Origin of the sequence: Paenibacillus mucilaginosus 3016, from assembly GCF_000250655.1 — a bacterium.
Classification (GTDB): Bacteria; Bacillota; Bacilli; order Paenibacillales; family NBRC-103111; genus Paenibacillus_G; species Paenibacillus_G mucilaginosus.
Genome location: NC_016935.1, coordinates 1,115,523 through 1,131,496, shown reverse-complemented (window position 1 = coordinate 1,131,496; position 15,974 = coordinate 1,115,523). Strand labels below are relative to the sequence as shown.

The 15,974-nt window shown below is 60.0% G+C and carries 14 protein-coding genes and 1 pseudogene; 3 read left to right on the top strand and 12 right to left on the bottom strand.

The window, feature by feature from the left end:
- The first annotated feature begins 62 nt into the window (after positions 1–62).
- Positions 63–1,169, top strand: coding sequence for a glycoside hydrolase family 88/105 protein (locus PM3016_RS05100; protein ID WP_014368643.1), 1,107 nt, complete (start codon positions 63–65; stop codon positions 1,167–1,169).
- Positions 1,170–1,280: 111 nt separating this feature from the next.
- Here the strand turns inward: PM3016_RS05100 and PM3016_RS05095 are convergent, their stop codons facing one another.
- A complete protein-coding gene (locus PM3016_RS05095; protein ID WP_013917266.1) occupies positions 1,281–2,117 on the bottom strand; it encodes a TrmH family RNA methyltransferase in 837 nt (278 codons plus the stop codon).
- A gap of 13 nt (positions 2,118–2,130) precedes the next feature.
- Positions 2,131–2,790: a potassium channel family protein gene (locus tag PM3016_RS05090; RefSeq protein ID WP_013917265.1), complete on the bottom strand. Its 660-nt coding sequence runs from the start codon at positions 2,788–2,790 to the stop codon at positions 2,131–2,133.
- 198 nt (positions 2,791–2,988) lie between these two features.
- Between PM3016_RS05090 and sspI the strand changes: the two genes are divergently transcribed.
- The gene (sspI, locus tag PM3016_RS05085; RefSeq protein ID WP_013917264.1) at positions 2,989–3,192 is read left to right on the top strand and encodes a small acid-soluble spore protein SspI; all 204 of its coding nucleotides are present in this window, start codon (positions 2,989–2,991) and stop codon (positions 3,190–3,192) included.
- A 149-nt stretch (positions 3,193–3,341) separates the two neighbouring features.
- On the opposite strand, the gene PM3016_RS05080 is transcribed toward sspI, so the two are convergent.
- The 10 genes and pseudogenes from PM3016_RS05080 to zwf all read right to left on the bottom strand — a co-directional run bounded on the left by PM3016_RS05080 (position 3,342) and on the right by zwf (position 15,345).
- A complete protein-coding gene (locus PM3016_RS05080) occupies positions 3,342–4,448 on the bottom strand; it encodes a Gfo/Idh/MocA family protein (protein ID WP_014368642.1) in 1,107 nt (368 codons plus the stop codon).
- Between the two features lie 24 nt (positions 4,449–4,472).
- Positions 4,473–5,195 carry a ThuA domain-containing protein gene (locus PM3016_RS05075; protein WP_014368641.1) on the bottom strand — a complete coding sequence of 241 codons (723 nt, stop codon included), beginning with the start codon at positions 5,193–5,195 and terminating at the stop codon, positions 4,473–4,475.
- Between the two features lie 45 nt (positions 5,196–5,240).
- The gene (locus tag PM3016_RS05070; RefSeq protein WP_013917261.1) at positions 5,241–6,404 is read right to left on the bottom strand and encodes a Gfo/Idh/MocA family protein; all 1,164 of its coding nucleotides are present in this window, start codon (positions 6,402–6,404) and stop codon (positions 5,241–5,243) included.
- A 50-nt stretch (positions 6,405–6,454) separates the two neighbouring features.
- Positions 6,455–7,607, bottom strand: a pseudogene (locus PM3016_RS41295) (LacI family DNA-binding transcriptional regulator).
- A gap of 250 nt (positions 7,608–7,857) precedes the next feature.
- Entirely contained in the window at positions 7,858–8,613 is a 756-nt protein-coding gene (locus PM3016_RS05060) for a YheC/YheD family protein (RefSeq protein ID WP_014368640.1), read from the bottom strand.
- Positions 8,614–8,619: 6 nt separating this feature from the next.
- Complete coding sequence (locus PM3016_RS05055) at positions 8,620–9,738, bottom strand: glycosyltransferase family 4 protein (RefSeq protein ID WP_014368639.1); 1,119 nt, start codon at positions 9,736–9,738, stop codon at positions 8,620–8,622.
- Between the two features lie 323 nt (positions 9,739–10,061).
- Complete coding sequence (locus PM3016_RS05050; protein WP_013917256.1) at positions 10,062–11,645, bottom strand: peptide chain release factor 3; 1,584 nt, start codon at positions 11,643–11,645, stop codon at positions 10,062–10,064.
- A 55-nt stretch (positions 11,646–11,700) separates the two neighbouring features.
- Positions 11,701–12,777 carry a metallophosphoesterase family protein gene (locus PM3016_RS05045; RefSeq protein WP_051044955.1) on the bottom strand — a complete coding sequence of 359 codons (1,077 nt, stop codon included), beginning with the start codon at positions 12,775–12,777 and terminating at the stop codon, positions 11,701–11,703.
- A gap of 374 nt (positions 12,778–13,151) precedes the next feature.
- Positions 13,152–13,775: a cyclase family protein gene (locus PM3016_RS05040; protein WP_013917253.1), complete on the bottom strand. Its 624-nt coding sequence runs from the start codon at positions 13,773–13,775 to the stop codon at positions 13,152–13,154.
- Between the two features lie 49 nt (positions 13,776–13,824).
- Entirely contained in the window at positions 13,825–15,345 is a 1,521-nt protein-coding gene (gene zwf, locus PM3016_RS05035; protein WP_013917252.1) for a glucose-6-phosphate dehydrogenase, read from the bottom strand.
- Between the two features lie 283 nt (positions 15,346–15,628).
- Between zwf and PM3016_RS05030 the strand changes: the two genes are divergently transcribed.
- Entirely contained in the window at positions 15,629–15,973 is a 345-nt protein-coding gene (locus tag PM3016_RS05030; protein ID WP_013917250.1) for a hypothetical protein, read from the top strand.
- Position 15,974: the final 1 nt, after the last annotated feature.

Here is a 15,974-nt window from a genome sequence, read left to right as displayed (position 1 = left end):
TATTTTTTGATTCATTGGATACACCGACGAAAACAAACAAAAACAAAAGGAGACCATGCCACATGCGGGAAATCATCCAACACGAATTAAAAAAAGTCATCAATCAGCTGCTGCATCTGAAAAGACCGGATAACGAGGTTCATTTGAAAGAATTGTCCGATGAGGGCACGGCTCTGGGTTACTTTCCGCGCGACTTCGGTATGGACGAATGGGACTGGCCGCAGGGCATCGGCTTGTATGGCCTGAATAAACTTACAAACCAGGAAGGCTTTGACGGATACCGGGACTTCTTCGTGAAGTGGACGAAGGAACAAATGGAGCGCGGGCTCCCCCTCAAGAATGTGAATACGACTGCGCCGCTGCTTACCCTGATGGACCTGCCTGAGGTGGAAGCGCTTGCTCAAGAATGGATGCAGTGGGTGATCAACGAGTGTCCGCGGACGAAAGAAAACGGGATTCAGCATGTCACCTCCGGCAATACTTCGAAATACGAGTTAAACCTGCACGATCAGGAAATCTGGATCGATACTTTGTTTATGGTTGTACTGTTCACCGCCAAAATGGGCAAAACCTACGATAACCCGGTATGGATGAATGAGGCTGCTTATCAATTCGAGCTTCATATCCAGCGTATTTTCAACCCGGATAACTCCCTCTTCTTCCATGGATACGATTTCAATCACGGGAACAATTTCAGCGAAGCGCATTGGTGCCGGGGCAACAGCTGGTTTACCTTGGCCGCCCCTGAATTGTTTGAAATTATGCAGGATTCGATCCCGGCCCAAACCCGTGACCTTATTCTGCGTACCTATAAGGCTCAAGTCGACAAATTGGTGGAACTGCAGCATGAGAACGGACTTTGGCACACCCTCCTCGACGACCGGGACAGCTACACGGAGGTATCCGGCTCGGCTGCAATTACGGCGGGCATATTGAAAGGGATCCGCCTGGGCTTGCTCGATTCGGGTTACCTGGCACCGTGCCGCAAAGCGATTGCCGCGGTACTGAAGAACATCTCCGAGGATGGCACGGTGTCAAACGTCTCGGCCGGAACCCCGATCTGCGCCCGGAAGGAAGACTATAAAAACATTGTCTTCGCACCGACGGCCTACGGTCAGGCCTTAGTGATCGTGCTCTTGGCCGAAGCGCTGTATCATGCTGAACTTTAAAGAACACATTTGCAGAAAATGAAAAATACACCCCTTAGAAAAGGCTGCCCTGGGAACTCCCAAGGTGTCCAATCGATCTAAGGGGTGTTCTGTATTCTCAGCAGCCGGCCCTTACAGGCCCATGCGCCTCTGCCTCATCGCCTCGAACAGCACGACCGTGGCGGCCATCGCCGCATTGAGCGATTCGGCACGTCCGCTCATCGGGATCAGCACGTTATGCTGCGCCAGAGCCTGCACCTCCGGTGAGACGCCCTGCCCTTCGTTGCCGATGACGAACCACGTCGGCTTGCGGAAGTCATGCTCGTAGCACGAGACCGCTCCCTGGAGCGACGTGCTCACGACCTGTACCCCGCGCTCCGCCGCGGCAGGCAGCCACTCCGTGAGGTCCCCCTGCACAACAGGCAGGTGGAACATCGATCCCATCGTCGAGCGGACCGTCTTGGGGTTGTACAAGTCCACGGTGCCCTTGCCGAGCAGCACGCCCGAGGCCCCCACAGCATCCGCGCTGCGAATAATCGTGCCGAGGTTGCCCGGGTCCTGCATGCCGTCCACGACGGCAACCAGGCCGCCCTGCTCGCTGGCCTTGAGCAGGTCCTGCGGCCGCCACGACAGCTTCGGCACCACCGCGAAGACCGGCTGCGGCGTCCCCGTATCCGTGCACTTGGCGAGCACCTCTTCGCCGACCGCCACACATTCGATGCCCTGCCGCTCCGCTTCCTCGAGCAGCTCCCGGCAGCTGTCCCGCCGCTCCGCCGAATAGACCACCGTGTCCGGCATGGCATCGGACTGCAGCGCTTCCTGCACGAGATGATGCCCTTCGACTACGAAGCGTCCCGTTTTCTCCCGCCCCTTGCGGCTCTGCAGCTCAGTCCACTGCTTGACCCGCGGATTCTGAAGAGAGCGGATGACTTCCTCCGCTCCCGTTCTCCCTGTTCCTTTTCGCTCCATGCTTCTCCGATCCCTACTCTCCGAACGTCATTTCAAAATGCTGCAGATCCGTATTCTTCCCGACCACGACCAGAATGTCATTCTCCTTGATCATATCATCCGCATAAGGGGCGATATTCATCCGGTCGCCGGTCTTGATTCCCATTACGTTGCACCCGAACTTCGCCCGGATATCGAGCTGGCGCAGGGTTTTGCCGACCAGCTGCCCCGAAGCCAGGATCTCGACGATGCTGTAATCTTCCGACAGTTCAATATAATCGATGATATTGGATGAGATCAAGTGATGAGCGACCCGCTGGCCCATGTCGCGCTCCGGGAAGACCACCTTGTCGGCACCAACCTTTCGGAGCACTTTGCCGTGAAGCTCGGTCTGCGCCTTGACGATGACCTTCGGTACGCCCATTTCTTTGAGTATGATAGTCGTAAGGATGCTCGCCTGGATATCTTCGCCGATGGCAACCACCACCACGTCGAAATTTCGCAGTCCGAGCGCCCGCAGCGCTTCTTCGTCCGTTGAATCCGCCTGTACCACATGCGTGACGATGTTCGAAATCTCCTGTGTCCGGATCTCATCGCTGTCGATCGCAAGCACTTCGAATCCCAGATTGGACAGCGTTTTGGCTACGGAAGTACCGAAGCGGCCCATCCCGATGACGACAAATTGTTTTTTCATGGTCTCTCCCCCTTCACACCTGCAGCTTTGACCCCTATGTACGATTATCCTCATTATAGCAAAAGGAAACCTCTGGACCAAAACCTCTTCATTACCGCCTGTCTTCATCAAAACATGGCGGCCCGGCATGAAACCCGCCCGCAATGCGCATAGTAAAGGGAGTGGAAGTGACGAAATAGAGAAAAGTGAGGAATAGCCATGAACTTAAATCTGCGGCAGGCGATTGTTCAACGGGTGACTGACAAGACCGACGAAGAAATCTTCGAGATTATAGCGGATTCGGTGGATGGGGAAGAACGTGTCCTTCCGGGACTCGGCGTGCTGTTCGAGATCATCTGGAAGAACAGCGGAAGCGATGTGCAGAACCAGCTCGTGACCACGCTGCGGGAGCACTTGGCTTAGGTTGCTGGAGCTGCGGTCAGGGGACTCCGGTCAGCTGTGTTTCCGGCAGGATCCCAAGCCCGATAGGACGTAATTCTTACCCGCAAAGCAAGAGCGCAAGGGCGGAGCCCCTGCGCTCTTTGTCTGTTATGAGTTGGCTTTGCGCTGTCCTAGTCGAGCACTCCCTTGACCAGATCCAGCGGCATTGGAGCCGGACGCTCGCAGGAGCTTTCCATGACATAATGGCGGCCTTCCTCGGATGCGTCATGGAAGCCGTGCATCGCCTCCAGCACGTGATAGGCCAGCTCTCCGCCGGCCCGGTTGGCCCGGCCGTTCTTCACCGCGTAGGCGAGATCCAGAACGCCCAGGCCGCGGCTGTTCTCGGTGTACCCGTGCGTCAGCGGGATCTCAGCCCATTCCTTGCTGTCGTAACGCCGCAGCCGGACCGGGCCGCCGAAGGTGTTCGGATCGGGTACGCTGAGGGTGCCCTGGCTTCCATAGATCTCGATGCGGGGCACATCCGCTCCGCCGAAGGCGTCGAACGAAGTGATGATCGTGCCGATCGCCCCGCCGTGGAAGTCGATGACACCGGCCACATGGGTCGGAGTCTCCACGGGAATCACCTGGCCGAACTTCGGCTGGCTGAGGATCGTGCGCTCCGGATACGAGATCTTGGCGGAGCCTGTCACACGCCGGATGGGCCCCAGCATGGCTACGAGTGCCGTCAGGTAATACGGCCCCATATCGAACATCGGGCCGCCTCCCTTGGCGTAATAAAATTCCGGATCCGGATGCCAGTGCTCGTGCCCGCGGCCGATCATGAAGGCCGAAGCGGCGACCGGCGTCCCGATCCAGCCGTCATCGATCAGCTTGATGCAGGTCTGGATGCCTCCGCCGAGGAACGTGTCCGGCGCGCTGCCGACCAGCCGGCCCTTCTCCTGAGCTTTCGCCAGGATGGCCTTCCCTTCCTCGCGCGTGACGGCGAGCGGCTTCTCCACATAGACGTGCTTGCCGGCCTCCAGGGCCGCCAGACACACCTCGGCATGCGCCGCAGGGATCGTCAGGTTGATCACGATATCGATCTCCGGATCGGCCAGCAGCTCCGATACCGAGTAGGCTTTGGGCACCCCGTACTGCTCCGCGCTGGCCTGAGCCCGGCTTACGTTCAAATCCGCACACGCGGCCACTTCCAGAACCGGATACGTGCGGCAGTTCTCAAAATAAATGCCGCTGATTTTCCCGCAGCCCACGATGCCGACTTTCAGCTTCTTCTCCATGCTTTTCTCCCCCATCGTCCACAATTACAGCTGGCTGTCAGCCATGCCCGTATACACCGATTCGCCCTGCCGTCCCGCCGCCGCTTTCCGCCTGCCTTCGGCCGCCCACAGGAATCCGCGGCGCATGATCTCGGTTACCTGCGGCAGCTCCACAATGTCGGCCTGATGGCCAAGGGCATTGTAGAATACGCGCCCTGCGCCCCAGCGCTTCGTCCATACGACCGGCATGTCCACTGCGCCGTTCGGCGAATGCGGCCCCGGAACGACCGGGAACCGGGTGGTCGCCAGCACCTCTACCGCCGGATCAACGTGCAGATAGTACTGCTCCGTTTTGACGGAGAAATCCTCCATGTCTTCGAGCAGCGTAGAGGAGCTGTTCTTGATGTTCACCGTGTATTCCACGCCGTCATTGCCCGGATGCGCCACCCACTGTCCCCCGGTCATGAACTGCCAGTCCACGTTCGTCCGGAAGGAATCGCACATACCGCCGTGGCAGCCCGCCAGCCCTACGCCGCTTTGAACCGCAGCCGAGACGTTCTTCACAAGCTCCTGGGAGATTTCTCCCATCGTCCAGCATGGGATGATGAGATCCAGCCCCTTGAGCTTCTCCGCATCCGCGAAAGCCTCGAGGGTATCGGATACCTCCACCTCATAGCCTTCCTGCTCCAGCACACGGCGGAATACGCCTGCGACTTCCTCGGGCTGGTGGCCGAGCCAGCCGCCCCATACGATCAATGCTTTACTCACAAGGATCTCTCCTCTTCCCCTGGTTTGGACTTTCAGATAAAGCGGTTACAGCTCTTCTATGCGCACCCAGCGCCGCTGTTCGATCGAGAGGTCCACGGCCTCGAGCACCTGCTGGCACTTCACGCCGTCGTGGAAGTTCGGGACGGGCTGGCGGTCTTCCGCAAGCGCCTGCATAAGCTCCACCGTCTCATGGATGAACGTATGCTCATACCCGATCGTGTGGCCCGGCGGCCACCAGGCCTCAGCGTAGGCGTGGGCCGGGTCGGTGGCCAGCACGCGGCGGAAGCCCTGCACATCCTCGGCATCGTCCGTGAAGTAGACCTGCAGCTCGTTCATCCGCTCGAAGTCGAATTTGACGGAGCCCTTGCTTCCGTTAATCTCAAAGGAGTTCGTGCAGCGGTGCCCCGGTGCGAAGCGCGTAGCCTCGAAGCTGCCCAGCGCCCCGTTCGCGAAGCGGGTCAGGAACAGTGTCGCATCGTCCACGGTGACCGGTCCCTTCGGCGCATCCTTGCTGCCCTTGGCGCTGAGGCCGGTCATGGAGCTCGGTACCGGACGTTCCTTAATGAACGTCTCACTCATGCCGATGACCTCCTGCATGTCGCCCACCAGGAAGTGCGCCAGGTCAATCAGGTGCGCGCCCAGGTCCCCGTGCGAGCCGGAACCGGCGATTTCTTTCTGCAGCCGCCATACGAGCGGAAACTCCGGATCGACGATCCAGTCCTGCAGGAACCAGGCGCGGAAGTGGTAGATCTGCCCGAGCCGGCCGTCCTCGACCAGCTTCTTCGCCAGCTGGACGGCCGGAGCGAAGCGGTAGTTGAAGCCAACCATGTGTTTGACGCCGGCGGCCTCGACGGCCTGCAGCATCTCCCGCGAGTCGGCCAGCGTCAGCGCCAGCGGCTTCTCGCAGAAGACGTGCTTGCCCGCCGCAGCCGCAGCCAGCGCAATGTCCTTGTGCGCGTCGCTCGGGGCATTGATATCGATCAGATCGATATCGTCGCGCTCCAGCAGCTTTCTCCAGTCGGTCTCGAAGCTCTCCCAGCCGAACTGGCGGGCAGCCTGGGCAACGCCCTCCGCATCACGCCCGCAGATGGCCCGCATCACCGGTCTTGCGACCTGCGGGAAGAACATCGGGAGATCCCGGTAGGCATGGCTGTGCGCTTTGCCCATGAATTTGTATCCGATCATTCCAATGCCGAACTCTTTCGTCACGATCAGCAGCTCCTTTGGATCTCAGATATAAAAAAAATGCATAAAACTACTTACCCCCGGTTCACCCGGCTCGACAGGCGGATCACCAGCTTCGTATCCAGCTTGTGGCGCTGAGGCGCGGAAGCCGTCTCTTCAGCGCTGCCGGTCACACGGCGGAGCAGCGTCTGGGCGGCCAGCTTGCCCATGTCGAAGAACGGCACCGCGACCGAGGTCAGCGGAGGGTCCGTCACCCGGGCTTCGACGGAATCGTCGTAGCCGATAATCGGCGGCTCCTGGCCCGGCTGCACACCCAGCTCCCGCAGCCCCTGAAGCAGACCGATCGCCATCCGGTCGTTGGAAGCGAAGACGGCATCCAGCTCCCCGAGATGGGGGTAGAGCTCGGAAGCGGCCCTGTAGCCGGAGGTGCGGCTGTAATTGCCCTCGTAGTACCAGTGCGGAGGAAGATCCTCCCGGCGGCTGGCCCCCTCAGGGAGGATGCCGGCCTCGCGCAGGGCGGCCGATGCCGGCCTCGCGCAGGGCGGCCGTATAGCCGCGCAGCCGGTCGTCCGAGTTCGAATACTCGGGCGATCCGCTCAGGAAGGCGATCCGCCGGCAGCCGCTGGCAATCAGGTGCTGCACGGCCTGGTAGCTTCCGCCTTCGTGGTCGGCGTCCACTTCATTGAAGCTTTCGCCTTGGAAATGCTGGTTGACCAGGCAGAACGGGAACCCGCTCTGCTGCAGTTTCTGAAGCTGCGCCCTCTCCCCCGGCGTATCGGTAGCACCAAGGATAATGCAGGCGTCCACCTTCTGTGAGCGGAACATCGCGCTGTAATCGCTGTCTTCTCCGGGCGTGCGGAACATGAGCAGCATGTCATATCCCGAGGCTTTCACCGCCTCACCGATCCCGCTCAGCACTTCGGAGAAGTAATAGGTCGAGAATATATGTACCTTCGGCACGTAAGGAAGCACTACGCCCAAGTTGCCGCTGCGACGTCGGGCAAAGCTCTGAGCAATCGCGTTCGGATGATAGTTTAATTTCGTGGCTGCCTGAAGCACCCTCGTTTTCGTCTCCTCTTTCATCGGGCCAACCCCGTTGAATACACGGGAGACGGTCGCTTCGGATACTCCCGCTAACTCAGCAACTTCCTTTCGGGTAACGATATGTCGGCACCTTCCTTTCACACAAAGCTCACTAATGTACGCGCGTTCTGTACGCGTGTACATTGTCTCACGGGCGCCTATCGGGTGTCAATACCCATTTCTGTCTTTCTTCAGGGACAGACCTGCCTGTCGGGCTTGTCCGGTGCAGGCAGACGACGCGTTATCCCCGCCCCCTGCTTCAGCAGAATGTTCTGAGTCACACAGGTGCTGCCGGGATCAAGGCTTGGATCAAGCCATCGATCCGCTGCCGCTCTCCCGCTCAAGCGGTTTCGGGAGGCGGCGGTCCGGTGCTCCGGATCGCCGCCTCCCTTCATCACACTCTCCCGTAAGCCTTGGCGTACCGGTAGATGCGGGAGAAGATCCGCCGGTCCTTCAGCTTCCGGAAGATGAACGGATCCGGGCGCGTATTGGCTTCGAGAATCCACGGGTGCAGCCCGCTGTCCAGAGCCACATCCAGCCCGACTTCCTTGATCCCCGGGTATTTGGCATGAAGCTTCTTCGCTGCGGTGAGCCCTATGCCCCGGAGCCGGCGCTGCAGCGATTTGACCCGGGCGGAAGAGGCATGCCCGGAGAGCAGCTGCTCCACGGATACCAGCTTGCCGCCGTTATGCACGTTCGTTACCGCCTTGCCCGGTGCCGCCACCCTGCCGATCATCCCCGTGCATTCCCATCGGCCCGACAGATTTTTTTGCACCATGACCCGCAGATCGAACTTCCGTTCCTTATACTTCAGCAGGTGAATTCCCTTCTGCACCAGGTAGAACCGGGATTTGATCCGTCTTCCCAGCGCCTCGTACAGCTCATCGTAGCCGTCGAACGAACGCACCTTGGTGCCTGCATGGAATCCGTACCCGGATGCACCCTGCTCCACCTTGATGACCCCGTTGCCGTAGGTACCGCTGTTCGGTTTTACGTATACCATACCGTAGTGCTGCAGCATCTCCTGCAGGGTCTGCCTGGACATCTTCCTCGTCTCGGGGATATAGGAACGCAGTGTTCCGCATTTCAGCAGCACCCGCGTCTTGGCCCATTTGCTCGTCACATGTCTTGTAAACTTACGCTTCTTCATGGCAACCTACCTTTCCTGTTTGCTCCGGACGGCTTCATAGGCACGGGAGAGCAGCCGGGCCGTCCGCGCCCAGGTGAACCGGCGCAGTACTTCCCGCCTTCCCGCTGCGGCGAGCCGGCCGGCCAGCTCCGGAGAACCCATCAGGACCCGGATCGCGGCCGCGTATCCCTCCGGCCTGCGGTAAGCCTTCACGAGCAGCCCCGTGCGGCGGTGCCGGACCAGCTCCCGGATGCCCCCGTTCGCCGCCGCGATAACCGGAATCTCGCAGGCCATGGCCTCGGCGTTCACAAGGCCAAAGGCTTCATGCCCTTGGGACGGGCAGACGAAGCAGTCCGCCTGGGCATATACCCCCGGCATCCGGCCGTGCGGCACCGTGCCGAGGAACCGGGCCCGGATCCCGAGCCCCCGGGCCAGCCGCTTGAGCTGCGCCGCGTAAGCGGGCTTCCCCGAACCTCCGGCCACGACCAGCTGTACCTGCTTCGGTCCGCTGCGGGCCACAAGCCGTACGGCGCGCATCAGTACCGGGATGCCCTTGCGCCGGATAAGACGGCCGGTGTAGAGCACGGTATAGCTGCGCCGCCCGGTGCGGCTCTTCCCGGTGCGGCCCGATGGCGAGAAGCGCGCCGGATCGACCCCGAGCGTGATGCGGCGGATCTTGCCCGAGGCGCCGGGAAACCGCCGGACGATCTCCCGGCGGAGGGAAGTGCTGTTGACCAGCACCCGGTCGGCGGCCGCCAGGCACGCGGCAGCCCTGCGGTGCGGAATCCGTTTTTTTGATACAAAATTCAAGGAATGAAGAAACAGAACCACCGGCGTTCCCGGAAACTGCGATTTGAACGGAGGGATGAACCTTGGGCGGTTATCCACTTGGATCACATCATAGTGCCGGCCCTTGACGGCGTGCAGCACAGCGCGGAGGTATCGTTCCGGCGATCCCGTCCTCACCCGTTCGATCGTCAGGCTGCCTTCCACCGTACGGCGGGGAAGCCCCGAGCCCTCCCTGGAGATGACCGTAACCTGATGCCGCTTAGCCAGCTGCCGGGCTGCGGCCAGAATGCAGATTTCCACTGACCCGCTGATGGTCGGAACCGGAAGCTGCTCCGGCGCTACAATTAATATCCGCATGGCAACCCCCTGCCTTTATCCTCTACTGACGTCCTGCAACCCACCTTATTGTATGCCCCTTCGGCCTGCACGGTCAGGGATAGCGGCCTACGCAGGGACGGCTTGGGCGCGATCCCGCAATCCTGCCGATTCACTGCCGCCTACTGCTCCCCGCCCGGAATCATTCCTTTCCGCTTACCTTCCAGTTGTGCGGATAGAGCCGCCGGGTAAGGTTCCAGCCTCGGTGAATGCGCAGCCAATCAAGCACAAAAAAGCCCCGTCCCGGTCATCCGACCGGTACGGGGCTGCGCTGCTGGGCAGGGTTTTTGAATTGGAACTTAGGCTTACGGAGCCATCTCCAGGAATTTGAGGTTCGGGTTCTTCTCCATCGACGTACGGAGCGCGTACTCGTTCTCGAAGAGGGCCACATGGTTGCCTTTCTTGTCCTTCACGAGCTGGGAGTTGATCCGGAACTTCGACGGATCGATGTCATCGCCTACGAGCCAGCGGGCGAACTGGTAGCTCATCCGCGAGAGCTGCACGTCGACGCCGTATTCGCCCTTCATCCGGTATTCGAACACCTCGAACTGGAGCTGCCCGACGACACCAAGGATGAGATCCTCGAACCCGATCGTTTTGAAGACCTGAATCGTGCCTTCTTCCGTCAGCTGGTCGACCCCCTTCTGGAACTGCTTGTGCTTCAGGGCGTTCTTCACCGTTACCTTAGAGAAGATCTCGGGCGAGAACGTCGGCAGCTCGTCGAATTCGATACCGCCGCCCTGGGCCAGCGAATCGCCGATCCGGAAGATGCCCGGATCGAACAGACCGATGATATCGCCCGGATAAGCATCTTCGACAATATCGCGGTCCTGGGCCAGGAACTGCTGCGGCTGGGACAGCTTGATGTCCTTGCCTGCCCGGACATGCTTCACGGACATCCCGCGCTCGAACTTGCCGGAGCAGATCCGCAGGAAGGCGATCCGGTCGCGGTGAGCCGGGTTCATGTTCGCTTGAATCTTGAAGATGTAGCCCGAGAACTTCTCACTCAGCGGGTCGATCTCCCCGACATTGCTCCTGCGCGTGGTCGGAATAGGTGCGAGCTGCAGGAAGTTCTCCAGGAAGGTCTGCACGCCGAAGTTGTTGATCGCCGAGCCGAAGAAGACAGGCGTGAGCTCCCCCGTGCGTACCTTCTCGTAATCGAACTCGTCGCCGGCCACATCGAGCAGCTCCAGATCCTGCACGAGCTGGTCATAGAAGAACTCGCCGGCGATCTCCTTGACGACCGGATCATCGTAGCCGCTGACCTTGCGCACCTTGATCTCCCGGTGGTCGTCCCCCTGGAACAGCTCCACCTGCGTCAGCTTGCGGTCATAGACGCCGCAGAACTGCTTGCCCGAGCCGATCGGCCAGTTCATCGGGTACGAGCGGATCCCGAGCACCTGTTCCAGCTCCTCGAGCAGGTCGAACGGGTTCTGCCCTTCGCGGTCGAGCTTGTTGATGAAAGTGAAGATCGGAATGCCCCGCTTGCGGCACACCTGGAACAGCTTCTTCGTCTGGGCCTCGACCCCTTTGGCGGAGTCGATCAGCATCACAGCGCTGTCGGCGGCGGTCAGCGTGCGGTAGGTGTCCTCACTGAAATCCTGGTGGCCCGGGGTATCGAGAATGTTCACCCGGTGGCCGTTATAATCGAACTGCATGACCGACGAAGTAACGGAGATTCCCCGCTGCTTCTCGATTTCCATCCAGTCGCTGGTCGCGTGGCGGTTTGCCTTGCGTCCTTTGACCGTTCCCGCCAGACGGATCGCACCCCCGAAGAGGAGCAGCTTTTCCGTGAGGGTCGTTTTCCCCGCATCCGGGTGGGAGATGATCGCGAACGTGCGGCGCTTCTGTACTTCTTCTTTTAATTTTTCGGATATTCCGTTGCTCATAACCTTGTGTGTTCCTCTCTGAACTTGTATTGGATCTCCCGGGCGGCCCCGGAGATTAAGTTAGCTTGACGGTCCAATCGGCCTCTTTGAGCCAGGCGCCTCCTACGAGATCCCTGCCCCGCAGTGTAACCCGGTTCCGGTACACCTGAACGTACAGCCCCTGCGCCTTCTCTTTGGCGGCGTTCTGGAAATTGCGGTTCAGCACGCGTCCGACCGAGGAGTTGTGAAAATAATGAAACCCTTCCTTGACATAATGCTCTGTCGTCCCCTGAAAATCCTGATGACGGTGCCCGGCAAAGACGAAGACGTTCTTGTAGGGCCGCAGAATCTCCCGGAACTTCTTCGCAGGGATGAGCCGGTGCGAGCCGCCGTCTTCTCCGGCCGGGGGCAGCGGCTGGTGGGTCATGACGAAGACGGGCCTGCCGTCCTTGTGCGCCTCCAGCTTCTCACGCAGCCAGTTCAGCTGCTCCTCCGAATACCAGGCTCCTTCGCCGACCTCCGGCTTCTCCTGCACATAAGTTTCCTGTGACAGCAGAATCACGTGGTGATTGTTGATCCACGCGTCGTGGTACGGCTTCTGCAGACCGAAGAAGGTCTGGAACCGCTCGCGCGATCCCTGGTCGGTCTTGCCGTTCGGCATCGATTCCTTGTTGAATGCCCCGAATTTGTCAATCCAGATATCATAATAATCGTGATTGCCCATATTCGCGAGAACGGGGGGAAGCGGGTAAGCCGACAGAATCTCCTTGAGCTCCCGGTAGTCCTTCTCCCGTCCGTACTCGGTCAGATCCCCGGTGATGACAAGCGCGTCCACGGGCGAGCCCAGCCGCTGCAGGTCATCCATCCCCTGCTTCAGATGCTTGATCGTGTTGGGATCATTCTCGGAGATATGGAGGTCACTGAATATCATCATGGAAAAAAGCGGTTCTCCCGTATCCGTTCCCGGATCCGCAGGCTGCGGCGATACGGGCGACTCAGGCTGCTGCAGTACCAGATCTTCCTCTTGCGCTTTCAGCAGTTTGTACAGACCGGTGCCCGCCGCTCCGAGAATCACCAGGATTCCGAGCAGGAAGCGTATAAATGTTCTCCGTGTCACAATGGTTTCAGCCTCCCGGTCCTTCCTGTGGTGCATGGCTTTCATTCATCCCTATATTATACCGTGTTTTGCCGCGCATTGCATACTGGGCGGCAAAAAATAGCAGGCTTCTTCCGGGCGGAGTTTCCTTACAACGGCGGAAAGCCCGGAGGCAGCCGGAGGAAGGCCTCTTCCCCTCCCCGGGACTCTTGGGACGGATGAAGCACCGTATGTGTATCCCGCGGTGCCCTAGGCCGCCTCTTCTGCAAATCCCCGGACCGGCCGCTGCCTCTTCCTTCCCTTCCCGAGAATTCTCATCTCGGGCATTCCACCGGTTCACGGCGAAAAGCCCGGTGCATTCCCACACCGGGCTTTCACTTCACTGTACCGTTAGGGTTAAGCCGCTGCCGGCCCGCCAAGCGGAGCAGCAGCTACGAGCCCATAAGAAAGGCCCGTGCCGGAGCGGCTTCGATGCCCTCGAGCTTCAGCGGTGCCAGAACGAAGAAGTAGCTTCCGCCGGACACTTCCTTGAGGCGAAGACCCTCCAGGATCAGCACACCGCTGCGCATCAGCGTACGGTGGGTCGGGTATCCCTCCTGGGACCGCTCGATCCCGAGGCCGTCTACGCCGACACCCTTGATCCCGAGCCCGGCCAAATACTCCGCCCCGTCCTGCTTCACATAGATGAAGTCGTCGCGCCACTCGTCCGTATACGAATTCTTCGTCTTGAGCAGAATCCACTCGCCGGGCTGAATCGCGAACGGTTCGAGGTCCTGACGGGTAATCCCATCCTCTGCCCCGGTCAGATCCAGCACCCTTGCAGGGCCGATCAGATCCCCGAGCGGGATGGCTTCGATCTTCTCCCCGCCCGGCAGCATATGCAGCGGCGCATCGAGATGGGTGCCCGTATGGGCGTCCAGCGAGATCCGCGTCTCGTGGGTCTCCCCGCTGTCATGGCTGCGCACCGTCTCGAAGACGGGGCGGTTGTGTTCGAGATCCTTCCACACCTGCATCTGCGGCCGGATGACCGAGGAAATGTCATAGAGCTTGAACACCGGAGCCGCCTCCTCTTCTATACTGAACTTTCCCGGAATTCTCCCGGTCTTACGTCAGGGTGCGGCCGGTCTCCCAGGCCACTTCGCCTTCGTCCTGTCCGTTCACCGGCCACCAGCGGAAGCCGTCTTCGGCAAGCAGCTGCTGGGCCTTCTCCGGTCCCCAGGTTCCTGCACCGTAGAGCTGCAGACCGTCGGCCCCCCACTCGGCGGCAATCTTGTCGACATACTTCCAGGCGAGCGCCACTTCATCCCAGCGGGTGAAGTAAGTGGAATCGCCGCGGGCGGCGTCGTAGATCAGCCGCTCGTACGCTTCCGGCGTGTTGAGGCCGACCTGGCAGCTCTGGCAGAAGTCCATCGCCACAGGCACGACCGTCCCTTCGGAGCCCGGCTGCTTCGCATTCATTTTGAAATAAATGCCTTCCATCGGGTTGACGCGGAACACGAGCAGGTTCGGCTCCAGCTTGTGCTTACGGGAGAGATACACGTTGTCCGGCACGTTCTTGAATTCCACGACCACCTCGGTCGTCTTCACCGGCAGGCGCTTGCCCGTACGGATGTAGAACGGCACGCCGGCCCAGCGGAAGTTGTCCACGAATACCCGGGCGGCGAAATACGTCTCGGTCGTCGATTCCGGATTCACCGAATCCTCATCGCGGTAAGCGCGTACCTGCTGCCCCTTCACCGTGCCTCCGGCATATTGGCCGCGCACGGTATTCGCCCGCACCTCGGCGCCGGTCTGGAAGCCGCGGAGACTGCGGAACACCTTCACCTTCTCGTCGCGGATATCCTCCGGATGCATGCGGCTCGGCGGCTCCATGGCCATGATCGCCAGCATCTGCAGCATATGGTTCTGGCCCATGTCACGCAGCGCGCCCGAGTGGTCGTAATATCCGCCGCGCTCTTCCACGCCGACGGTTTCGCTGAGCGTGATCTGGATGTTCGCGATGTATTTGTTGTTCCACAGCGGCTCGAAGAACGCGTTCGCGAACCGCACGACGTTGATGTTCTGCACCATCTCTTTGCCGAGGTAGTGGTCGATCCGGTAGATGTCCTGCTCCTCGAACACCTGGCGGATCTCCGCATTGAGCTTCTCGGCCGACTGCAGGTCGTAGCCGAACGGCTTCTCGATCACAAGGCGGTTCCAGCCGGCGGATTCCAGCAGCCCGCCTTCCTTCAGGTTGTGAGACACGCTGCCGAACAGCTCGGGCGCCAGCGCGAGGTAGTAGAGGCGGTTGCCGCCCACATCGAATTTGGCGTCGAGGGTATCGGTCAGCTCCCGCAGCTGCTTAAAGCCGTCCACATTGTTGATATCAAGGGACATGTATTGGAAATGCTCGGCAAACGAATCCCACTGCTCGTCCTTCGTCACTTTATAACGGGCGAACTCCTCGATGGACTGATGCAGGTCATCGCGAAACTGCTCGTTCGTCCGGGGCCGGCGGGCGAGGCCGATTACGGCAAAGCGGTCGCCCAGCTTACGCTCCCGGTACAGGCTGTAGAACGCGGGAAAAAGCTTGCGCCGGGCCAAATCCCCGGTCGCTCCGAAAATCAAGTACACGGCACTGGTCATGTTTACCTCATTCTTTCTTGGATTGGAATGGTGGCGGTACAGGCAAATGCTGCCTGTCCTTCTTCATCCCTTAGCATATACAAAACCGGAAGCAGATTCAATACTGCGAGAAAGATTCTCAATTATAAATCGGGCGGAAAACTAGGTTAAAGCGCTTTACATCGGATGACCTCCTAATACATGGAAGAGAATGGGCGGGCGGGGACTGGGCATTCGTCCGTACACCCGGGACAGATGCCGCATAAACTGCACTGTAGCATGTCAAAACCACGGAGGTATTCCCATGAAACGGATTCATAACATCTGCGAGGAAGAATGCAAGCCCCATTACGGCAAGCCCGTCGTCCTGCTGCTGCGGGACGGCACAGAGGTATACGGCACCCTGAGCCGCATCCACGGCGGCCAGCTGATCCTGAATGAGACGGCGGAGAACGGGGCCGCAGGGAACGTGACGCTGAACCAGAAGAAGTCCAAAAAAGGGACGGCTCCCAAGGCAGCGGGCAAAACGGAAGCCTCGACGCAGGCCTTCGGCACGTATCCGGGTCCTTCCCCCTACGGCCCGGTGTACCCATTCGCGCCCATCCTCCTCGACCTGGCGCTGATCGCCCTGCTCTTCGTCCTGATCTGAT

Coding starts and splice junctions, on each gene's coding strand:
- PM3016_RS05090 (WP_013917265.1), bottom strand. CDS start 2,790: ATGAAAAAACAATTTGTCGTCATCGGGATGGGCCGCTTCGGTACTTCC.
- PM3016_RS05100 (WP_014368643.1), top strand. CDS start 63: ATGCGGGAAATCATCCAACACGAATTAAAAAAAGTCATCAATCAGCTG.
- zwf (WP_013917252.1), bottom strand. CDS start 15,345: ATGACCAGTGCCGTGTACTTGATTTTCGGAGCGACCGGGGATTTGGCC.
- PM3016_RS05060 (WP_014368640.1), bottom strand. CDS start 8,613: ATGAAGAAGCGTAAGTTTACAAGACATGTGACGAGCAAATGGGCCAAG.
- sspI (WP_013917264.1), top strand. CDS start 2,989: ATGAACTTAAATCTGCGGCAGGCGATTGTTCAACGGGTGACTGACAAG.
- PM3016_RS05095 (WP_013917266.1), bottom strand. CDS start 2,117: ATGGAGCGAAAAGGAACAGGGAGAACGGGAGCGGAGGAAGTCATCCGC.
- PM3016_RS05030 (WP_013917250.1), top strand. CDS start 15,629: ATGAAACGGATTCATAACATCTGCGAGGAAGAATGCAAGCCCCATTAC.
- PM3016_RS05080 (WP_014368642.1), bottom strand. CDS start 4,448: ATGGAGAAGAAGCTGAAAGTCGGCATCGTGGGCTGCGGGAAAATCAGC.
- PM3016_RS05050 (WP_013917256.1), bottom strand. CDS start 11,645: ATGAGCAACGGAATATCCGAAAAATTAAAAGAAGAAGTACAGAAGCGC.
- PM3016_RS05055 (WP_014368639.1), bottom strand. CDS start 9,738: ATGCGGATATTAATTGTAGCGCCGGAGCAGCTTCCGGTTCCGACCATC.
- PM3016_RS05045 (WP_051044955.1), bottom strand. CDS start 12,777: ATGCACCACAGGAAGGACCGGGAGGCTGAAACCATTGTGACACGGAGA.